The sequence below is a fragment of the Streptomyces sp. NPDC034086 genome (assembly GCF_055575515.1).
Genome location: NZ_JBVISM010000003.1, coordinates 434,115 through 454,511, shown reverse-complemented (window position 1 = coordinate 454,511; position 20,397 = coordinate 434,115). Strand labels below are relative to the sequence as shown.

The window sequence follows — 20,397 nt, the reverse complement described above, 5'->3', positions numbered from 1 at the left end:
GACACCTGCCCATGACCGAAGCACCCGACCTGCTCATCCGCCCCGCCACGGAGGCCGACCTTCCCGAGATCGTCGCCATGCTCGCCGACGACCCGCTCGGCGCCACCCGCGAGTCACCCGACGACCTGACCCCGTACACCGCGGCCCTGAAACGGCTGACCGACGATCCCCACCAGCACCTCGTCGTCGCGGTCCGCGGTGACCGGGTCGTGGGGACGCTCCAGCTCACGATCGTCCCCGGGCTGTCCCGCAAGGGCGCCACCCGTTCCATCATCGAGGGCGTCCGGGTCCACGCCGACGAACGCGGCAGCGGCCTGGGAACCCGGTTCATCGAGTGGGCCGTCGAACGGTCCCGGCAGGAGAACTGCCAACTGGTCCAGCTCACCTCGGACGTGACCCGTACCGACGCCCACCGGTTCTACGAGCGGCTCGGCTTCACCGCCTCCCACGTGGGGTTCAAGCTCCAGCTCTGAGCAGCCCGGCACGGGCCGGGCCGCCGTCGGTGGCCCGGCCTACGATCGGGAGGATGAGCCCCAGCCTCCCCCTCATCACCACCGCCGAGCGTCGCCACCGTCTGGGCCGGCGGCACCGTCTGGTTCCCTCCGCCCGCGCCCGTACCGCCAGCCAGGCCGCCGACGCCGTCGTAGCCCTGCACGCCACGGACGCCGCGACCGTCTACCTGTCCGTCCGGGCCCGGCTGGCCGAGGGCGGGCCCGACGTGATCACGCACGCCCTGTACGAGGACGTCAGCGTGGTCCGCATGCTCAGCATGCGCAACACCCTCTTCGCCGTCTCGGCCGGACTCGCCCCGTACGTGGACGCGTCCACCGCCCGCGGGATCGCGATGAAGGAACGCAGGACGCTGCTCAAGCACTTGGAGGAGGACGGCCGGGGCCTCGACGCCGACTGGCTGGCGCACGCGGAGGCCGCCGCCCTCGAGGCACTCGACGCCCGCGGCGCTTCGACGGGCAGCCAGCTCTCCGCGGCGGTACCCGCCCTGCGGCAGAAGATCACCATCGCCCGGGGCAAGAAGTACGAGACCGAGACCGGCGTGGCCACCCGCGTCATCCGCCTCCTGGCCGCCGACGGCCGCATCCGGCGGGACCGGCCCCGCGGAACCTGGACCTCCAGCCAGTTCCGGTGGGTCCACAGCCAGCCCTGGCCCTCCGTGCCCGCCGCCGAGGCCCGCGCGGAGATCGCCCGCCGCTGGCTCCACGCCTACGGCCCGGCCACCGAGGCCGACCTCAAGTGGTGGACCGGCTGGAGCCTCACCGACGTACGCGCGGCGCTGGCCGCCGTGGGCCCCGAGCAGGTCCGCCTCGACGACGGTGGAACGGGGCTCGTCTGCCCGGGAGACACCGGGCCCGAGCCGGCCCCTGAACCCTGGGCCGCCCTGCTGCCCGGCCTCGACCCCAGCGCCATGGGCTGGGCCGACCGGGGCTTCCACCTCGACCCGGCCCACCGCCCCGCCCTGTTCGACTACGCGGGCAACATCGGGCCCACCGTGTGGTGGAACGGCGAGATCGTCGGCGGCTGGGCCCAGCGTCCGGACGGGGAGATCGTCTGGCGACTGCTGGGCAGCCCCGGCCGGGCCGCCGAGGAGGCGGTCGCGGCCGAGGCGGCCCGGCTCGCCGACTGGGTGGGCACCGCCCGTGTCACCCCCCGCTTCCGCACCCCGCTCGAGCGTGAACTGGCCGCCTGAACGCCGCGGCCGAAGGGGGCGGCCCGGGAGACGTCAGCCGATGCCCCGCCAGCCCCGCGGGTCCACCCCGCCGGGCACCGGGGCGCCGGGGTCATAGGGCTCGCGCGTGAAGACGAAGGAGGCGAGGTCGAGGTGGCTCACGGAGCCGTCCTCGCGCCTGACGGCCCGCAGCGTCTCGCCCGCGTAATACCCCGTCACACCGGTCCAGGTGCCGTCCGGTCCGGCCCGGAAACGGGCCGGCCGGCCGGTGGCCCCGACCGGGCTCAGCTCCAGGGATCCGTCCGAGTTCAGCCGGAGGACCTGCGCCGAGGTACCCCAGTACCAGGGGCCGCACAGTTCCAGCGACACCTGGTCGTCCTCCTTGAACGGACGCCACGGTTCGGGGATGCGCGGCTCCGCCTCCGCGACGATGGCGATCAGGTCGGTGGCCACCGTCGAGGCCGGCAGGCCGGACGTGCAGTTCGACAGTACGACCGCGGCCACGTCGTCCGCCTCGCTGAACCACAGTCCCGCGACGAACCCGGGCAGCGAACCACCGTGCCCGGCGAGCCGGCGGCCGCCCTGGTCCGCCAGCTGGAGGCCGAGCCCGTATCCGAGTTCCGCCATGCCCGGCTCGGGAGGAGCCGCAGAGGTGCGCATCTCCCGTGCGCTCCCGGCGCTCAGCACCCGGTCGTCGCCCCGCATCAGCAGCCGCGCGAACCGGGCCAGGTCGCCGGTGGTGGACCAGAGCTGTCCGGCCGCGGCCATCAGCCCCAGGTCCTCGGACGGCTCCGGCATCATCACGTCCGCCCACGGGTGCACCGCCCAGCCGCCCGCGTGCGGGGCCCGCGGCTGCGGGCTCGTACGGTTCAGGCCCAGCGGCTCCAGCACCTCGGCGCGCAGCACCTCCTCCCACGGCTTCCCGCGCAGCGCCTCGACGAGCGAACCGAGCAGGGTGTAACCGGGGTTGGAGTAGTGGTGCCGGGTACCCGGCACGTGCTTGAACGGCTCGGCCCCGAGCACGTCGGCGAGTTCCGGCCGCAATGCGGCCGACGAGCGCTCCCACCACTCACCCGGGGTCTCCGCCGCGAGACCGGAGGTGTGCGCCAGCAGCTGTCCGATGGTCACCTCGTCCGCGCCGCTGCCGGGGAGGTGCTTGCCCAGCGGATCCGACAGGTCCAGCAGGCCTTCGTCCCGCAGCCGCATCACCAGGACGGCGGTGAAGGTCTTGGTGATCGACCCGATCCGGTACTGGACGTTCCCGTCCGGCCCGTGCCCCTCCACGGAGGTCCGGGATCCTTCCCAGACCACCTCCCCGCCGCGCACGACGGTCGCCACCAGCGAAGGGGTCCGCCCCTCGCGCTGGGCGACGGCGATCCGGTGCCGGAGGGCACGCCGGGTCGCGGGGAGCAGTTCCAGGTCTTCAGAGAGCGCGTCCATGATCGGGATGCTACGTGTTGGCCATGTCCACGAACCGCGAATAATGGCCCTGGAAGGCGACCGTGATGGTGGCCGTCGGGCCGTTTCGGTGCTTGGCGACGATCAGGTCCGCCTCGCCGGCGCGGGGCGATTCCTTCTCGTACGCGTCCTCGCGGTGCAGCAGGATCACCATGTCGGCGTCCTGCTCGATCGAGCCGGATTCACGCAGGTCGGAGACCATCGGCTTCTTGTCGGTGCGCTGCTCGGGACCACGGTTCAGCTGGGACAGCGCGATCACCGGGACCTCCAGCTCCTTGGCCAGCAGCTTGAGGTTTCGGGACATGTCGGAGACCTCCTGCTGGCGGCTCTCGGGACGGCGCGAGCCGCCCGACTGCATCAGCTGCAGGTAGTCGATGACGACGAGCGAGAGGTCGTTGCGCTGCTTGAGCCGGCGGCACTTGGCCCGGATCTCCATCATCGACAGGTTGGGGGAGTCGTCGATGTACAGCGGGGCGGCCGAGACGTCCGGCATCCGGCGGGCGAGCCGCGTCCAGTCGTCGTCGGTCATGGTGCCCGAGCGCATGTGGTGGAGCGCCACCCTGGCCTCCGCCGAGAGCAGGCGCATGGCGATCTCGTTGCGGCCCATTTCGAGGGAGAAGATGACGCTCGGCAGGTTGCTCTTGATGGAGCAGGCGCGGGCGAAGTCCAGCGCGAGCGTGGACTTGCCCATGGCGGGCCGGGCGGCGATGACGATCATCTGGCCGGGGTGCAGACCGTTGGTCAGGGAGTCCAGGTCGGTGAATCCGGTGGGGACGCCCGACATCTGGCCGGAGCGCGAACCGATCGCCTCGATCTCGTCGAGCGCGCCCTCCATGATGTCGCCGAGCGGCAGGTAGTCCTCGGAGGTCCGCTGCTCGGTGACGGCGTAGATCTCGGCCTGGGCGCTGTTGACGATCTCGTCGACGTCTCCGTCCGCCGCGTAGCCCATCTGAGTGATCTTCGTACCGGCCGCGACGAGACGGCGCAGGACGGCCCGCTCGTGGACGATCTCGGCGTAGTACTCGGCGTTCGCCGCGGTCGGAACGGACTGCACCAGGGTGTGCAGGTACGAGGCGCCGCCGACCTTGCTGATCTCGCCGCGGCGGGTGAGCTCGGCGCCGACCGTGATCGGGTCGGCGGGCTCGCCCTTCGCGTAGAGGTCGAGGATGGCCTGGTAGATCGTCTCGTGCGAGGGCCGGTAGAAGTCGTGCCCCTTGAGGACCTCGACCACGTCGGCGATCGCGTCCTTGGACAGCAGCATGCCGCCGAGCACCGACTGCTCGGCGTCCAGGTCCTGCGGCGGAACGCGCTCGAAGCCGCCTCCTCCGCCGTCCCAGGAGCCGCCCTCCCGTCCCCGGTCCTGCTGGTCGTCCCCGCGGCCGCGGCCGTCGCCGCCGCGACGCGGACGGGCGGGCAGACGGTCACTGGGACCACTGTCGGCCCAGGGGTCGTCCATGGGCTCGGGCATGCTCACCGGGCCGCCTCCTCCGTCCGCGAACGCGGACCCTCGCCGTGGCACTCTTTCTACGACACGGCTCTGACATTTGGGACACCCGAAGCGGCTCTGGGCGCGTCGGGCAACGCACAACGGTAGGGCCGCGAGCGGCGTCAGCCAATCTTGTTATCCACAGGCTGTGTGGATGAGATGTGGACGACGGAGCCAATGCTGTGGGTAAGTCGCCCGAAGCTGTGCACAGAGCGGGGGACGGCGCTGTGGACAAAATCACCCGGCCACCCCCTGCACCCCGTTTGACCTGCAATTTCCCCACCGCGCGGACCCGGGGAAGAAAATTCTTGGCCACTGTCTCAAGATCGCCCCCAACGGGCCGGAAAGAACGCCCAAGTCAGCGGCTTAGTAAGGGTCCTAGGGACCTTGTATCCATTACCTGTGGAAGATTAGATTGAGCACATGACACAGGCCCCCACCACCACGAAGGCGACCGGGAAGCGGTACGACCGCGAGATCCTCGCGCTGGCCTTGCCGGCCTTCGGCGCACTCGTGGCCGAGCCGCTCTTCGTGATGGCCGACAGCGCCATCGTGGGACACCTCGGCACCCCCCAGCTGGCCGGCCTCGGCATCGCGGCGGCACTGCTCACCACCGCCGTGAGCGTCTTCGTCTTCCTCGCCTACGCCACCACCGCCGCCGTGGCCCGGCGCGTCGGCGCGGGCGACCTCCAGGCAGCCATCCGGCAGGGCATGGACGGCATCTGGCTCGCCCTGCTGCTCGGCACCGCCGTCCTCGTCGCCGTCCTGTTCACCGCCCCCGGCCTGGTCTCCCTCTTCGGGGCCTCGGACACCGCCGCTCCGTACGCCGACACCTATCTGCGGATCTCCGCGCTCGGCATCCCCGCCATGCTCGTGGTCCTGGCGGCCACCGGCGTCATCCGCGGCCTCCAGGACACCCGCACCCCGCTCTACGTGGCCATCGGCGGCTTCGCCCTCAACGGTGCCCTCAACGTGGCGCTGGTCTACGGCGCGGGTCTCGGCATCGCGGGATCCGCCTGGGGCACGGTCATCGCCCAGTGGGCCATGGCCGGCGCGTACCTCTTCGTGGTCGTCCGCGGCGCCCGGCGCCACGGCGCCTCCCTGCGGCCCGACGCGGCGGGCATCCGTGCCTGCGCCCAGGCGGGAGTGCCCCTGCTGGTCCGCACCCTGTCCCTGCGCGCCATTCTGATGATCGCGACAGCCGTGGCGGCCCGGCTGGGAGACGCCGACATCGCCGCCCACCAGATCCTGCTGTCCCTCTGGAGCCTGCTCGCCTTCGCCCTGGACGCGATCGCCATCGCCGGCCAGGCCATCATCGGCCGCCACCTGGGTGCCGGCGACACCGAGGGAGCCCGGGCCGTGTGCCGCCGGATGCTGATGTGGGGCATCGTCACCGGCGTCGTACTGGGCCTGCTGGTCGTCCTGGCGCGTCCGGTGTTCATCCCCCTGTTCACGAGCGACCCCGTGGTGGAGGACACCCTGCTGCCCGCCCTCCTGGTCGTGGCCCTGAGCCAGCCCGTCTGCGGAGTCGTCTTCGTCCTGGACGGAGTGCTGATGGGGGCCGGTGACGGGCGGTACCTGGCGTGGGCGATGCTGGTGACCCTGGCCGTCTTCGCGCCGGCCGCCCTCCTGGTCCCGGCCCTCGGCGGCGGTCTGACCGCGCTCTGGTGGGCCATGACCTTGATGATGCTGGTCCGGATGGTCACCCTCCAGCTCCGCGCGCGCTCGGGCCGCTGGCTGGTCGCGGGGGCGACCCGATAACGGCCGGTGGATGTTTCACGTGAAACGGGAGACCGGTTCCCATGGAAACGCAGGCCGTTTCACGTGAAACAGCGGGCCTGAGGGCAGCGAGCCGTTTCACGTGAAACATCGCTTCCCGGAAACGACGAAGGGCCGCACCCCGGAGGGTGCGGCCCTTCATGCGCTGCCCTTAGGCAGCGACGACCTCGATGCCCACGTTCGCGACGACCTCGGCGTGCAGACGCACGGAGACCTGGTACGAACCGAGGGTCTTGATCGGGGAGCCCAGCTCCACGCGACGCTTGTCGACCTTCGGGCCACCGGACGCCTCGACCGCGGAAGCGATGTCGGCCGGGGTGACGGAACCGAAGAGGCGACCGGCGTCACCCGCGCGGGTGGCCAGACGGACCTTCACGCCCTCGAGCTTGGCCTTGACCTCGTTGGCCTGCTCGATGGTCGCGATCTCGTGGATCTTGCGGGCGCGGCGGATCTGCGCCACGTCCTTCTCGCCACCCTTGGTCCAGCGGATCGCGAAACCACGCGGGACCAGGTAGTTGCGAGCGTAACCGTCCTTGACGTCGACGACATCGCCGGCGGTGCCGAGGCCAGAGACCTCGTGGGTCAGGATGATCTTCATTAGTCGGTCACCCTTTCCTTATCGCGCGGTGGACGTGTAGGGCAGCAGCGCCATCTCACGGCTGTTCTTGACGGCCGTGGCGACGTCACGCTGGTGCTGCGTGCAGTTGCCGGTAACGCGGCGGGCACGGATCTTGCCGCGGTCGGAAATGAACTTCCGCAGCATGTTCGTGTCCTTGTAGTCCACGTAAGCGGTCTTGTCCTTGCAGAACGCGCAGACCTTCTTCTTAGGCTTGCGCACAGGCGGCTTCGCCATTGTGTCTCTCCTGTGTGATCAAGAAGTTTGGAAGGAGCTGCCCTAGAAGGGCGGCTCGTCCGAGTAGCCACCGCCGGAGCCGCCGGAGCTTCCGCCCCAGCCGCCCCCGCCGCCGCCCTGCTGGCCGCCGGCCGGCGCGCTGGACGCCCACGGGTCGTCGGAGGGAGCTCCGCCGCCCTGGGGACCAGCGCTGGGGGCTCCGCCCCAGCTGCCGCCGCCGCCCTGCTGCTGGCCGCCGCCGCCGTATCCACCCTGGCCACCGCGACCGGTGGTCTTGGCGACCTTGGCCGTGGCGTTCTTGAGGCTGGGGCCGACTTCCTCGACGTCCAGCTCGTAGACCGTGCGCTTGACACCCTCACGGTCCTCGTAGGACCGCTGCTTCAGCCGGCCCTGCACGATGACGCGCATGCCTCGCTGAAGGGACTCGGCGACGTTCTCAGCCGCCTGCCGCCACACCGAGCAGGTCAGGAACAGGCTCTCGCCGTCCTTCCACTCGTTGGTCTGACGGTCGAAGGTGCGGGGGGTGGACGCGACACGGAACTTCGCGACCGCCGCACCCGAGGGGGTGAAGCGCAGCTCGGGGTCGTCGACGAGATTGCCGACGACCGTGATGACGGTCTCGCCTGCCATGGATGGAAACCTCTCGGCGGGGATTGCTGCTGGGCTGCTGTGCTACTCGGTCCCGATTACCGCTGAACCTGGGTTCAGTGGGTCTCGGGGCGAAGGACCTTGGTCCGGAGAACCGACTCGTTCAGGTTCATCTGGCGGTCGAGCTCCTTGACGACCGCAGGCTCGGCCTGCAGGTCGATGACCGAGTAGATGCCCTCGGGCTTCTTCTTGATCTCGTAAGCGAGACGACGACGGCCCCAGGTGTCGACCTTCTCGACCTTTCCGTTGCCCTCACGGACGACGGAGAGGAAGTTCTCGATCAGCGGGGAGACAGCGCGCTCCTCGAGATCGGGGTCGAGGATGACCATCACTTCGTAGTGACGCATGTGGAACCCACCTCCTTTGGACTCAGCGGCCACGGTCGTTCCGTGGCAGGAGGGTCGTGATGCGTGCCGCACGGCGTCCGAGAGCAGACACCGCGCAGACCGTACAGACTACCTGCTCGCCTCCTTCCGGTTGAAATCCGGCGGGAGGAGGCCACACTCTGTATGCGTCGGGTGTGCTCGGTGCCACGTCCCCGCCCCAGGTCGGAGGCGCGCCGCGCACCGCTCTGCGTCAGCCAGGAGGTGCCTTCCGATGGCACAGGCCATGCATCGCCAGTCCTCGCCCCCGCCGATCTCGCTCTTCTCCACCGACGGCAAGTCCCATCCGGTCCAGGACACCCTGATGGTGGTCACCCTGGTCCTCGGCGCCGTGGCGTTCGTCACTGCGTTCTTCCACCATCTGCACCTGCTCAGTTCCTGGGCCGGGCTGATCGGGATCGGGACCGGGCTGTACGGGCAGTTCATCTCCGCCACCACCCGCGAGCGCTTCGTGCTGATCATCGGCCTAGGCGCGTCTGCCATCGGCTTCATGCTCGGAATGGCGCACGGCGGCCTCTTCGGTGGCTGGCTGGGCTGACCGGGCGACCTCCGGGACGGGGCGCCGTCCTTCCTCCGGCCCAGGCACCGGCCCGTACCGGCCTGTCCCCCAGATGGGTGGCGCCACCGTCGCAGTAGGCTTCGCGCCATAGCAGCGAAGCCGCCGGAGGAGACACCCCGCATGAGCCTGTCCCTGAGCACCATCAGCCGCGAGCAGCATCTGGCGTACCTCCAGAGCCTGCCTTCGGCTAGCCACTGCCAGGTCCCGGCATGGGCCGACGTCAAGAACGAGTGGCGTTCGGAGAACCTCGGCTGGTTCGACAAGAGCGGCCAACTCGTCGGGGCGGCGCTCGTGTTGTACCGCCAGCTGCCCAAGGTGAAGCGCTACCTCGCGTACCTCCCCGAGGGCCCCGTCATCAACTGGTACGCCCCGAACCTCGAGGAGTGGCTCCAGCCGATGCTGGCCCACCTCAAGCAGCAGGGCGCCTTCACCGTGAAGATGGGCCCGCCCGTCGTCATCCGCCGCTGGAACTCGGCCGCCATCAAGGCCGGCATCCAGGACCCCGAGGTCAAGCGCCTGCGCGATGTGGAGGCCTCGTACATCGAGCCCCGCGCCTTCGAGGTGTCCGACAAGCTGCGCCGCATGGGCTGGCAGCAGGGCGAGGACGGCGGTGCCGGTTTCGGCGACGTCCAGCCCCGCTACGTGTTCCAGGTCCCGCTGGCCAACCGCTCCCTGGACGACGTCCTCAAGGGCTTCAACCAGCTGTGGCGCCGCAACATCAAGAAGGCCGAGAAGGCCGGCGTCGAGGTCGTCCAGGGCGGTTACGAGGATCTGCCGACCTGGCAGTACCTCTACGAGATCACGGCCGAGCGCGACAAGTTCCGCCCGCGCCCGCTCAGTTACTTCCAGCGCCAGTGGACGGCCCTCAACTCCGAGGACCCCAACCGCATGCGGCTGTACATCGCCAAGCACGAGGGGGAGCCGCTCGCCGCCGCCACGATGCTCACCGTCGGCCAGCACGTCTGGTACTCGTACGGCGCCTCCGCCAACCACAAGCGCGAGGTCCGTCCCTCGAACGCGATGCAGTGGCGCATGCTGCGCGATTCGTACGCGCTGGGTGCCAGCGTCTACGACCTGCGCGGCATCTCTGACACGCTGGACGAGAACGACCACCTGTTCGGCCTGATCCAGTTCAAGGTCGGTACGGGCGGCGAGGCCGTCGAGTACGTCGGCGAGTGGGACTTCCCGCTCAACAAGGTGCTCCACAAGGCGCTCGACATCTACATGTCGCGCCGCTGACCCAGCTGTTTTTCGAGAGAGGTTCCGGACGGGCATGGCGCTCACGCTCTACGTCGACACCGCGCGCTGGCGTGCGCACCAGAAGCAGATCACGGACCAGTTCCCCGGTCTGATCCCGGTCTGCAAGGGCAACGGCTACGGCTTCGGCCACGAGCGGCTGTGTGAGGAGGCGACCCGGATGGGCGCCGACATCCTGGCCGTCGGGACCACGTACGAGGCCGCGAGCATCAAGGACCACTTCGGGGGCGACCTGCTCGTCCTCACCCCCTTCCGGCGGGGTGAGGAGCCGGTGCCGCTGCCGGACCGGGTGATCCGCTCGGTGTCCTCGGTGGACGGGGTCCGCGGACTGGTCGGGGCCCGCGTGGTCATCGAGTGCATGAGCTCGATGCGCCGCCACGGCATCTCCGAGCAGGACCTGGGCCTGCTCCAGTCGGCGATCGAGGACGTCCGGCTGGAGGGCTTCGCCCTGCACCTGCCGCTGGACCGCCCCGACGGCTCGGACGCCGTCGAGGAGGTCATCGGCTGGATGGACCGGCTGCGGGCGGCCCGGCTGCCGCTGCACACCATGTTCGTCAGCCACCTGCGGGCCGAGGAGCTGGCACGGCTCCAGCAGCAGTTCCCGCAGACCCGGTTCCGGGCACGCATCGGCACCCGGCTGTGGCTGGGCGACCACGACGCCACCCAGTACCGGGGCTCGGTCCTGGACGTCACCCGGGTCGCCAAGGGTGACCGCTTCGGCTACCGCCAGCAGAAGGCCGCCTCGGACGGTTGGCTGGTCGTGGTCGCGGGCGGCACCTCGCACGGAGTGGGCCTGGAGGCCCCCAAGGCCCTCCACGGGGTCATGCCGCGCGCCAAGGGCGTCGCACGGGCCGGGCTGGCCACCGTCAACCGGAACCTGTCGCCCTTCGTCTGGGCCGGCAAGCAGCGCTGGTTCGCGGAGCCGCCCCACATGCAGGTGTCGATCCTGTTCGTGCCCTCGGACGCGACCGAGCCGAAGGTGGGCGACGAGCTGGTGGCCCACCTGCGCCACACCACGACGCAGTTCGACCGGGTGCTCGACGCCTGAGCCGCCGGGGACCGGCCGGGCCGGCGGGGCCCGGTCAGTCCTTGACGTCCACGCCCCAGGCGACCCGCTGTCCTTCCGAAGGCGCCGCGTACCGCGGCGCCTTCGCCTTGTCCGAGAGGGTGAAGACGTCCTCGGCCCCGTCCAGGACCCCTCCGGAGGGGTCGTCCGAGCCGTCGCGGCGCACGACGTCGCGCTCGGGCAGCAGGACGTCCCGTACGACGACGGCGCAGAGGTAGAGGGTGGCCAGCAGGTGGGCGGTGATGGCCAGCTGGTAGCCCTCCACGGGCAGGCCCTGGTGCTTGTCCCCGCTGCTGGTGTAGGCGAGATAGAACCAGATCCCCAGGAAGTAGGCGACCTCTCCCGCCTGCCAGATCAGGAAGTCACGCCAGCGGGGCCGGGCCAGGGCGGCGAGCGGGATGAGCCACAGCACGTACTGGGGTGAGTACACCTTGTTGGCCAGGATGAAGGCGGCGACGACCAGGAAGGCGAGCTGGGCGAAGCGCGGGCGCCTGGGGGCCGTCAGGGTGAGCAGTCCGATGGCGAGGCACAGCAGCAGGGTCAGCCCGGTCGCATAGGTGTTGGCCCCTTCGAGGGGGTTGCCGGTGCGCTGGGAGATCAGCAGCCAGACGGAGCCGAAGTCGATGGGCCGCTCCTGGCTGAACTCGTAGAACCGCTTCCAGCCGTCCCAGGCGACGTACATGACCGGCCCGTTCACGAGGAGCCAGGAGACCGCCGCGCCGAGGACGGCGGCTCCGTACGCCCGCCATTTCCCGGCCCGCCAGCAGAGGACGAAGAGCACCCCGAGCAGCAGGACCGGGTAGAGCTTGGCCGCGGTCGCCAGGCCGATGAGCACGCCGGCGAGCAGGGGCCGGCCACGTGACCACATCAGCATCGCCGCGGCGGTCAGCGCCACGGCCGGCAGGTCCCAGTTGATGGTGGCGGTCAGCGCGAAGGCCGGCGCGAGGGCGAGGAGCAGGGCGTCCCACGGCCTGCGGCGATGGGTGCGGGCGACGCAGACGGCGATGACGGCGGCGCAGGCCATCAGCATGCCCGCGTTGACCATCCAGTACATCTGCTCGCGGTGCTGGATGGAGCCGGAGGTGGGCGTCATCCACGACGCGACCTGCATGAAGGCTCCGGTCAGCACCGGGTACTCGAGGTACTGCATGCCGCCGTACTTCGGGTCGGTCACGATGTCGGGGAACTTGTCGCGGTACGGCACCATGCCCTCGGCGAAGCCGCGGGCGGAATACAGGTGCGGGATGTCGGAGTAGCAGGCGTGGGTGTACTGGGAGCCTGCTCCGCGGAACCAGGCCCAGTCGTAGCAGGGCACCTTCTGCGCCATGCCGAGCGCGAACATGCCGAGGGCCACGAGGACCACGACGCGGACCGGGTTCAGCCAGAGCCCGGCCGGCCGGGCGCGGCGGCCGGCCGGTCCCCCGATGAACTCGCTGCCGGCCATGGCGACCTCGTCCTGCTGCGTGGGCGGGACGGGCCGGTCCTCGTGCACCTTGGTCATGGCGCCCATCCTGCCGTACCGCGCCGCGCACGGGGGAGGGCCGCCGCACGGTGTGCGACGGCCCTCCGGGTAGGGGACGGGGCCGGGATCAGCCGGAGGCGCCCATGATGCTTCCCCAGCTGGTCGACCCGCCCGGCCGGCCGGGGCGGGGAGTGGTCGGGGACGGCATCGTGCTGGTGCCGCCGTCCGGGAAGCCGCCGGAGGTGGTTCCGGCGTCGGTTCCGGCGTTCTGACCGCCGGTGACCGTCGGGTCGCAGTTCAGGTTCCAGGGCCTCGGCTTGCAGGACGGCTTGCCGTTGCCGGACGGCGACGGGGATACCGACGGAGAGGTGCTGGGCGAGGGCGAGACCGAGACGGAGGGCGACGGTACGGCCGAGGGCGTGGGCTGCGGGGCTCCGGCCGCGTCCGCGATGACGCCGATGTCCTCGGCCTCCGGGAAGTCCTTGACCGGGGTTCCCTTGAGTGCCTCGCGCATGTACTCGGTCCAGATGGCGGCCGGGATGTCACCACCGTGGATGGAGTCGACCCCGCCCACGTGGTTCATGGACATGAGCTCCTTGTTCTTGGAGGTCGGGTCGTTGCGGAAGAGGGCGACCGAGGTGGACAGCTCGGGGGTGTAGCCGACGAACCAGGCCGACTTGTTCTGGTCGGTGGTGCCCGTCTTGCCGGCCGCGGGCCGTCCCAGCTTCTTCGCCTTGGTTCCGGTGCCGTTCTCGACGACGTTGCGCAGCACCTTGGTGATGTTGTCCGCGATGGAGTCGTCCATGGCCCGGGCCTCCTTGGGCGGCTCGAAGCCCGGCAGCGCCTTGCCGTCCTTGACGACCTTCTTCACGGAGAAGGGCTCGCGGTGGGTGCCGGAGGCGGCGAAGGTGGCGTAGGAGTCGGCCATGCGGATGGCGCTGGGCGTCGAGGTGCCGAGGGCGAAGGAGGCGTTGTTGTTCTTGTCCATCGACTCCTCGAGGATGCCGGTGGCCTTGGCGACCTCGCGGACCTTGCTGTGGCCGACGTCGAAGACGAGCTGGGCGAACGGCACGTTGATGGACTTCTCCATCGCCTCGTTGAGGGTCACGTAGCCGTAGGGGTACTCGCTCTCGTTCTTCTGCCGGAACGGCGTCCCGTCGTTGGCGAGCAGCGGCTTGCCGTCCCGGTTGTTGATCACGGTGCGGTCGTTGGCGTTGTACTTGCTGTCGACCGAGATGCCCGAACCCTTGGAGTTCTGCGTGCCGTACTGCATGGCGGCCGCGAGGACGTACGGCTTCCAGGTCGAGCCGACGGGCACGCCGGAGGTGTTGGCGTTGTTGGCGAAGTACTTGTGGTCCCAGCCGGGGCCGCCGTACAGGGCGACGATCGCGCCGGTCCTCACGTCCACGGAGGCGGCACCGACCTGCACGAAGGTGTCGTACTGGGGCCGCTTCTTCTCGTCGAGGAAGTCTTTGCGCGTGTCCTCGACCGCCTTGACCAGGGCGTCCACCCTGGGCTTCTCGAAGGTGGTGGTGATCGTGTAGCCACCGAGCGCCATCTTCTCGGCCGTGATGCCGGTGGTCTTCATGACGTACTGCTTGGCCACCTCGACCAGGTACCCGGTCTGGCCGGACATGCCGCGGGCCTGCTCGGAGTCCACCCGGGCGGGGAACTCCCGGTACTTGTCCCGCTCGGACTGCGCCATGCGTCCCACCGCGACCTCGCGGTCGAGCACCCACGCCCAGCGCAGCCGGGCGCGCTTCTCGTTGGCCTCGGGGGTGGCGGCCGGGCCGATGCCGCCGTCCGGGTTGTAGAGGTTGGGGCCCTTGAGCATGGCGGCGAGGAAGGCGCTCTCGGACGGGTTGAGGTCCTTGGCGTCCTTGCCGAAGTAGGCGCGGGCGGCGGCCTGGATGCCGTAGGCGTCACGGCCGTAGTAGGCGGTGTTGAGGTAGCCGGCGAGGACGACGTCCTTCTCCTCGGTGACGCCCAGCTTGATCGCGATGAAGAGCTCGGTGACCTTGCGCTTGAGGGTCTGCTCGGAGTCGAGGTACGTGTTCTTGACGTACTGCTGGGTGATCGTCGAGCCGCCCTGGGTGGAACCGCCCGTGGCCATGTTCACCACGGCCCGTGCGATGCCCATCGGGTCGACGCCCTTGTCCGTCTCGAACGACTCGTTCTCCGCCGCGATCACCGCATTCCGCATGGACAGGGGAATCTGGTCGATCGGGACGATCTGCCGGTTCGTGCTGCCGCCGGTGGCGACCATCTGGGTGCCGTCCGCCCACTGGAAGACGTTGTTCTGCGCCTTCGCGGCCTTGTTCGCGTCCGGGGTGCCCACGCTGGCGATACCGATTCCGGCGCCCGCGAAGATCACCGCGAAGAAGCCCAGGAAGGTCCCGGAGACCAGCTTCCAGGACGGTACGAAACGCTTCCAGCCGGCCTTGCCCGCGCGCGGGTAGTCGATGAACCGGCTGCTGCCCTTGTCGCCCCTGCCTCCCTTCCCGCCTGCGCGTCCGCGTCCGGCAGCGGCCCGCTGGGCGGCTCGCCGGGCATCGGAACGGCCTCCGTGCGCACCGTGCTCCGCGTACGGTCCGCCGGGCGGTGCGGCGGGGGCGCCATGACCGGGCCCGGCGCCCCTGCCGGGGTGCTGCGGTGCGGCTCTGCGGGACGCGGCGCGGCCGCCGCCCTGGGGCTGCGGCGGTTTACGGCGGTGCTCGCTCATCGAACGACTACTCCTCGGGCAGGCGAGTGGCCTGGAAGCGGCAGGTGATTCCGGTTCCCCCCGGTGGTCCTTCCGCACAGCCTACGCACGGCCAAAACCCAACCAGTGCCGAAGTTCACCCCAAATCAGGCAACTTGCGTCGCGCGAATCGGTGATGTGACGCCGGTCACCACGTCACCGCTTGTCGCCGGGAGCGGGCCGTTCTATCGTCTGGATGTATCGAGCCGATACATCAGCTCGACATAAACTCCGGGGCAGAGAGGGGCAGGCGGATGAGCAGGCGCTCAGGCATCCTCGAGTTCGCCGTCCTCGGCCTGCTCCGTGAATCCCCCATGCACGGTTACGAGCTCCGCAAGCGGCTCAACACCTCGCTGGGAGTGTTCAGGGCGTTCAGCTACGGGACTCTCTACCCCTGCCTCAAGACTCTGGTCGCAAACGGCTGGTTGATCGAAGAACCGGGGAACGCCCCGGAAGACGCTCTCGCCGCTTCACTCGCAGGGCGCCGCGCCAAGATCGTCTACCGGTTGACGGCAGCAGGTAAGGAGCACTTCGAAGAGCTCCTGTCCCACACCGGCCCAGACACCTGGGAGGACGAGTCCTTCGCCGCCCGCTTCGCCTTCTTCGGCCAGACCGAACGAGACGTGCGCATGCGGGTGCTGGAGGGCCGCCGCAGCCGGCTGGAGGAGCGCCTGGAGAAGATGCGCGCCTCGCTCGCCCGTACACGGGAGCGCCTGGACGACTACACGCTCGAACTCCAGCGGCACGGAATGGAATCCGTGGAGCGTGAAGTGCGCTGGCTCAACGAGCTCATCGAGAGCGAGCGGGCGGGACGGGATCGGCGACGATCCGGGCCGCCCGACGAAACTGCAAAGTGAGGCCTGTATTTCGCAGGCCTCGTTCCGAGAACAAACAGGGAGCAACCGGAATGGGTTCGGTTCGCGTAGCCATCGTAGGCGTGGGCAACTGCGCCGCCTCGCTGGTGCAGGGCGTCGAGTACTACAAGGACGCCGACCCGGCGTCGAAGGTCCCCGGTCTGATGCACGTCCAGTTCGGCGACTACCACGTGCGTGACATCGAGTTCGTCGCCGCGTTCGACGTCGACGCGAAGAAGGTCGGCCTCGACCTCTCGGACGCCATCGGCGCCAGCGAGAACAACACCATCAAGATCTGCGACGTCCCGAACTCGGGCGTGACCGTCCAGCGCGGCCACACCCTGGACGGCCTGGGCAAGTACTACCGCCAGACCATCGAGGAGTCCGCCGAGGCTCCGGTCGACGTGGTCCAGGTCCTCAAGGACCGCCAGGTCGACGTCCTGATCTGCTACCTCCCGGTCGGTTCCGAAGAGGCCGCGAAGTTCTACGCCCAGTGCGCCATCGACGCCAAGGTCGCCTTCGTCAACGCCCTCCCGGTCTTCATCGCCGGCACCAAGGAGTGGGCCGACAAGTTCACCGAGGCCGGTGTCCCGATCGTCGGCGACGACATCAAGTCCCAGGTCGGCGCCACCATCACGCACCGCGTGATGGCGAAGCTGTTCGAAGACCGCGGTGTCCGTCTCGAGCGCACCATGCAGCTCAACGTCGGCGGCAACATGGACTTCAAGAACATGCTCGAGCGCGACCGCCTCGAGTCGAAGAAGATCTCCAAGACGCAGGCCGTCACCTCGCAGATCCCCGACCGTGAGCTCGGCGAGAAGAACGTCCACATCGGCCCGTCCGACTACGTCGCGTGGCTCGACGACCGCAAGTGGGCCTACGTCCGCCTCGAGGGCCGCGCCTTCGGCGACGTCCCGCTGAACCTCGAGTACAAGCTCGAGGTGTGGGACTCCCCGAACTCCGCCGGTGTCATCATCGACGCCCTGCGCGCCGCGAAGATCGCCAAGGACCGCGGCATCGGCGGCCCGATCCTCTCGGCCTCCAGCTACTTCATGAAGTCCCCGCCGGTCCAGTACTTCGACGACGAGGCCTACGCGAACGTCGAGAAGTTCATCAAGGGCGAGGTCGAGCGCTAGTCACCCCAGGGGTCCTCGGACACCTGGTCTTCGACCGCTCTTCCACCGAGGGTCCCCGGGCAAAGTGTCCGGGGACCCTCGGTGTGTGTGACCCTTGCCCTCATGCCCGTCGTAGGTGATCTGCGCATACTCCTGCGCCTGAGGGACTTCCGGAACCTGCTCGCCGTACGGCTGTTCTCCCAGGCCGCCGACGGCGTCTACCAGGTCGCGCTCGCCACCTACGTGGTCTTCTCCCCCGAGAAGCAGACCTCCCCCGCGGCCATCGCCTCGGCCATGGCGGTACTACTGCTGCCCTATTCGGCGATCGGACCCTTCGCCGGGGTGCTGCTGGACCGGTGGCGCCGGCGTCAGGTCTTCCTCTACGGCAACCTGCTGCGGGCCCTGCTCGCCGGTGTGACCGGCCTGCTGATCGTCGTCCAGGTCCCCGACTGGCTCTTCTACGCCTCGGCCCTGTCCGTGACCGCGGTCAACCGCTTCGTCCTGGCCGGGCTCGCCGCGTCCTTGCCCCACGTCGTCCGCGCCGACCAGCTGGTCACCGCCAACGCGCTCTCTCCCACCGCCGGCACGCTCGCGGCGGTCGCCGGCGGGGGTCTGGCCTTCCTCGTCCGGATCCTGGCCTCGGGGTCCAACGCCCTCGTCGTGCTGCTCGGAGCCGCCCTCTACCTGTGCGCGGGACTGGTCGCCCTGCGCCTGGCCGTCGGGCTCCTCGGCCCCGACCACCGGAGCGGGCCCGACCATCCCACGTTCGCCGAGGGGATCGCCCTGACCGTGCGCGGCATGGCCGAGGGCCTCCGGCACCTGGCGGGCCGCCAGGAGGCCGCGCGGGCACTGACCGCGATGACCCTGATGCGGTTCTGCTACGGCGCGCTGACGGTGATGCTGCTGATGCTCTGCCGCTACTCCTGGTCGGACAACGAGTCCGACGGGCTGGCCCTCCTCGGGATCGCCGTCGGGGTCTCCGGGGCCGGGTTCTTCGCGGCGGCCCTCGTCACGCCCTGGCTGGTGAACCGGCTCGGTCCGCTGGGCTGGATCGTCGTCTGCTCGGCGGCCTCGGCCGTGCTGGTACCCGCGCTCGGGCTGTTCTTCGCTCCCGAGCCCATGCTCGCCGCCGCCTTCGTCCTCGGCCTCGCCACCCAGGGGGCCAAGATCTCCACCGACACGGTCCTGCAGTCCCGGGTGGACGACGATTTCCGGGGCCGGGTCTTCTCCGTCTACGACGTGCTCTTCAACGTCGCCTTCGTCGGGGCCGCCGCGGTGGCGTCCCTCATGCTGCCCGCCGACGGCCGCTCCGTCGCCCTGCTCGTCAGCGTGGCCCTGACCTACGCGGCCACGGCCGGAGTCCTGCGGCGGGGCGGCGTTTCACGTGAAACATCGCCCCGCTGACATGCACGGGAGAGCCGGCGCCCACGCGGCGCAGCGCTGTTGCCCGAGGCCGATGTTTCACGTGAAACAGCGCTGCGGTGGATCACACGTCAGGCCTGCGGAGCCTGGTCCGCCCACCATTCCTTGAGGGCCGCGACCGCCTCCTCGCGGTCCATCGGCCCGTTCTCCAGCCTCAGCTCCAGCAGGTGGGCGTACGCCTTGCCGACCATCGGGCCCGGGCCGATCTCCAGGATCTGCTGGATCTCGTTCCCGTTGAGGTCGGGCCGGATCGCGTCCAGCTCCTCCTGTTCCTGGAGCTGCGCGATCCGCTCCTCCAGGCCGTCATAGGTCCGGGAGAGGGCATTGGCCTTGCGCTTGTTGCGCGTGGTGCAGTCCGACCGGGTCAGCTTGTGCAGCCGGTCCAGCAGCGGACCCGCGTCACGGACGTAGCGCCGGACGGCCGAGTCGGTCCACTCCCCGTCGCCGTAACCGTGGAACCGCAGGTGCAGCTCCACCAGCCTGGACACGTCCCTGACCATGTCGTTCGAGTACTTCAGCGCCGTCATGCGCTTCTTGGTCATCTTCGCGCCCACCACCTCGTGGTGGTGGAAGGAAACACGGCCGTCGCTCTCGAAGCGGCGGGTGCGGGGCTTGCCGATGTCGTGCAGCAGGGCAGCCAGGCGCAGCACCAGGTCCGGTCCGTCCTCCTCCAGGTCGATGGCCTGCTCCAGGACGATCAGGGAGTGGTCGTAGACGTCCTTGTGCCGGTGGTGCTCGTCGCGCTCCAGCCGCAGGGCCGGCAGCTCCGGCAGGATCCGGTCGGCGAGGCCGGTGTCCACCAGCAGCCCCAGGCCCTTGCGGGGGTGTGCGGACAGCAGCAGCTTGTTCAGCTCGCCCTGCACGCGCTCGGCCGAGACGATCTCGATCCGGTCGGACATCGCCTTCATGGCCGAGACGACCTCGGGGGCGACCTCGAAGTCCAGCTGCGCGGCGAACCGGGCGGCGCGCAGCATGCGCAGCGGATCGTCCGAGAAGGAGTCCTCCGGCGTGCCCGGCGTCCGCAGCACACCGGCGGCCAGGTCCTCCAGGCCGCCGTGCGGGTCGACGAACTCCTGCTCCGGAAGAGCGAGGGCCATGGCGTTGACGGTGAAGTCCCGTCGGACCAGGTCCTCCTCGATCGAGTCGCCGTAGGAGACCTCCGGCTTGCGCGAGGTGCGGTCGTACGCCTCGGAGCGGTAGGTGGTCACCTCGATCTGGAACCCGTCGCGCTGGGCCCCGACGGTGCCGAAGGCGATGCCGACGTCCCAGAGCGAGTCCGCCCAGGGCCGCATGATCTTGAGGACGGCCTCGGGACGCGCGTCGGTGGTGAAGTCGAGGTCGTTGCCGAGACGCCCGAGCAGCGCGTCGCGGACGGACCCGCCGACCAGGGCGAGGCGGAAACCCGCCTCCTGGAACCGGCGGCCGAGCTCGTCGGCGACAGGAGCGACCCGCAGCAGTTCACTGACCGCGCGGCGCTGCACCTGACTCAGGGCACTGGGGTTGTCTTCATTGGCGTTCGGCACAACAGAAAAGGGTACGTGGCCCGCCCGGCGCGGGCTCCCCCGTTTCACCGGCACCCCGCCGAGGGCCGCGCCGAAGCGGAACCGATCATGTGGAGCAAGGCGCGGCACTCG

The 20,397-nt window shown here is 69.9% G+C and carries 18 protein-coding genes; 9 read left to right on the top strand and 9 right to left on the bottom strand.

Annotated features, from left to right (window positions below; all coding sequences use genetic code 11):
- Positions 1-11: 11 nt before the first annotated feature.
- Together ACZ514_RS12040 and ACZ514_RS12035 are read left to right on the top strand one after the other, a co-directional pair.
- The gene (locus tag ACZ514_RS12040) at positions 12-473 is read left to right on the top strand and encodes a GNAT family N-acetyltransferase (RefSeq protein ID WP_468698701.1); all 462 of its coding nucleotides are present in this window, start codon (positions 12-14) and stop codon (positions 471-473) included.
- Positions 474-526: 53 nt separating this feature from the next.
- A complete protein-coding gene (locus tag ACZ514_RS12035; protein ID WP_469124636.1) occupies positions 527-1,702 on the top strand; it encodes a winged helix DNA-binding domain-containing protein in 1,176 nt (391 codons plus the stop codon).
- A gap of 33 nt (positions 1,703-1,735) precedes the next feature.
- Here the strand turns inward: ACZ514_RS12035 and ACZ514_RS12030 are convergent, their stop codons facing one another.
- Together ACZ514_RS12030 and dnaB are read right to left on the bottom strand one after the other, a co-directional pair.
- A complete protein-coding gene (locus tag ACZ514_RS12030; protein WP_469124635.1) occupies positions 1,736-3,121 on the bottom strand; it encodes a serine hydrolase domain-containing protein in 1,386 nt (461 codons plus the stop codon).
- Positions 3,122-3,131: 10 nt separating this feature from the next.
- On the bottom strand, positions 3,132-4,595 hold the full coding sequence (gene dnaB, locus ACZ514_RS12025) for a replicative DNA helicase (RefSeq protein WP_468164363.1): 1,464 nt from the start codon (positions 4,593-4,595) through the stop codon (positions 3,132-3,134).
- Between the two features lie 453 nt (positions 4,596-5,048).
- Here dnaB and ACZ514_RS12020 point away from each other — a divergent pair, with 453 nt between their 5' ends.
- Positions 5,049-6,386: an MATE family efflux transporter gene (locus ACZ514_RS12020; protein ID WP_468164072.1), complete on the top strand. Its 1,338-nt coding sequence runs from the start codon at positions 5,049-5,051 to the stop codon at positions 6,384-6,386.
- Positions 6,387-6,555: 169 nt separating this feature from the next.
- Here ACZ514_RS12020 and rplI read toward each other — a convergent pair whose 3' ends face one another.
- From rplI to rpsF, 4 genes are all read right to left on the bottom strand, one after another.
- The gene (gene rplI, locus ACZ514_RS12015) at positions 6,556-7,002 is read right to left on the bottom strand and encodes a 50S ribosomal protein L9 (protein WP_125594108.1); all 447 of its coding nucleotides are present in this window, start codon (positions 7,000-7,002) and stop codon (positions 6,556-6,558) included.
- Positions 7,003-7,020: 18 nt separating this feature from the next.
- Positions 7,021-7,257 (bottom strand): 30S ribosomal protein S18, encoded by a 237-nt coding sequence (gene rpsR, locus ACZ514_RS12010; RefSeq protein ID WP_005315025.1) that lies wholly within the window; start codon positions 7,255-7,257, stop codon positions 7,021-7,023.
- A 42-nt stretch (positions 7,258-7,299) separates the two neighbouring features.
- Complete coding sequence (locus ACZ514_RS12005; protein WP_468475167.1) at positions 7,300-7,887, bottom strand: single-stranded DNA-binding protein; 588 nt, start codon at positions 7,885-7,887, stop codon at positions 7,300-7,302.
- A 74-nt stretch (positions 7,888-7,961) separates the two neighbouring features.
- Positions 7,962-8,252: a 30S ribosomal protein S6 gene (rpsF, locus tag ACZ514_RS12000; protein ID WP_004950685.1), complete on the bottom strand. Its 291-nt coding sequence runs from the start codon at positions 8,250-8,252 to the stop codon at positions 7,962-7,964.
- A 250-nt stretch (positions 8,253-8,502) separates the two neighbouring features.
- Between rpsF and ACZ514_RS11995 the strand changes: the two genes are divergently transcribed.
- The 3 genes from ACZ514_RS11995 (at position 8,503) to ACZ514_RS11985 (ending at position 11,152) form a co-directional block, all read left to right on the top strand.
- On the top strand, positions 8,503-8,826 hold the full coding sequence (locus ACZ514_RS11995) for a hypothetical protein (RefSeq protein WP_468164068.1): 324 nt from the start codon (positions 8,503-8,505) through the stop codon (positions 8,824-8,826).
- 141 nt (positions 8,827-8,967) lie between these two features.
- Entirely contained in the window at positions 8,968-10,086 is a 1,119-nt protein-coding gene (locus tag ACZ514_RS11990) for a lipid II:glycine glycyltransferase FemX (protein ID WP_079428650.1), read from the top strand.
- Between the two features lie 34 nt (positions 10,087-10,120).
- Positions 10,121-11,152 carry an alanine racemase gene (locus tag ACZ514_RS11985; RefSeq protein ID WP_468164066.1) on the top strand — a complete coding sequence of 344 codons (1,032 nt, stop codon included), beginning with the start codon at positions 10,121-10,123 and terminating at the stop codon, positions 11,150-11,152.
- A 34-nt stretch (positions 11,153-11,186) separates the two neighbouring features.
- Here ACZ514_RS11985 and ACZ514_RS11980 read toward each other — a convergent pair whose 3' ends face one another.
- Positions 11,187-12,671 (bottom strand): glycosyltransferase family 87 protein, encoded by a 1,485-nt coding sequence (locus ACZ514_RS11980; RefSeq protein WP_468164064.1) that lies wholly within the window; start codon positions 12,669-12,671, stop codon positions 11,187-11,189.
- 88 nt (positions 12,672-12,759) lie between these two features.
- On the bottom strand, positions 12,760-15,354 hold the full coding sequence (locus ACZ514_RS11975; RefSeq protein WP_468164062.1) for a transglycosylase domain-containing protein: 2,595 nt from the start codon (positions 15,352-15,354) through the stop codon (positions 12,760-12,762).
- Between the two features lie 272 nt (positions 15,355-15,626).
- Between ACZ514_RS11975 and ACZ514_RS11970 the strand changes: the two genes are divergently transcribed.
- From ACZ514_RS11970 to ACZ514_RS11960, 3 genes are all read left to right on the top strand, one after another.
- Positions 15,627-16,229 carry a PadR family transcriptional regulator gene (locus tag ACZ514_RS11970; protein ID WP_249766869.1) on the top strand — a complete coding sequence of 201 codons (603 nt, stop codon included), beginning with the start codon at positions 15,627-15,629 and terminating at the stop codon, positions 16,227-16,229.
- 50 nt (positions 16,230-16,279) lie between these two features.
- Entirely contained in the window at positions 16,280-17,362 is a 1,083-nt protein-coding gene (locus tag ACZ514_RS11965) for an inositol-3-phosphate synthase (protein WP_468164060.1), read from the top strand.
- 102 nt (positions 17,363-17,464) lie between these two features.
- Positions 17,465-18,745 carry an MFS transporter gene (locus tag ACZ514_RS11960; protein WP_469124634.1) on the top strand — a complete coding sequence of 427 codons (1,281 nt, stop codon included), beginning with the start codon at positions 17,465-17,467 and terminating at the stop codon, positions 18,743-18,745.
- Between the two features lie 89 nt (positions 18,746-18,834).
- Here the strand turns inward: ACZ514_RS11960 and ACZ514_RS11955 are convergent, their stop codons facing one another.
- The gene (locus tag ACZ514_RS11955) at positions 18,835-20,286 is read right to left on the bottom strand and encodes a CCA tRNA nucleotidyltransferase (RefSeq protein ID WP_467885370.1); all 1,452 of its coding nucleotides are present in this window, start codon (positions 20,284-20,286) and stop codon (positions 18,835-18,837) included.
- Positions 20,287-20,397: the final 111 nt, after the last annotated feature.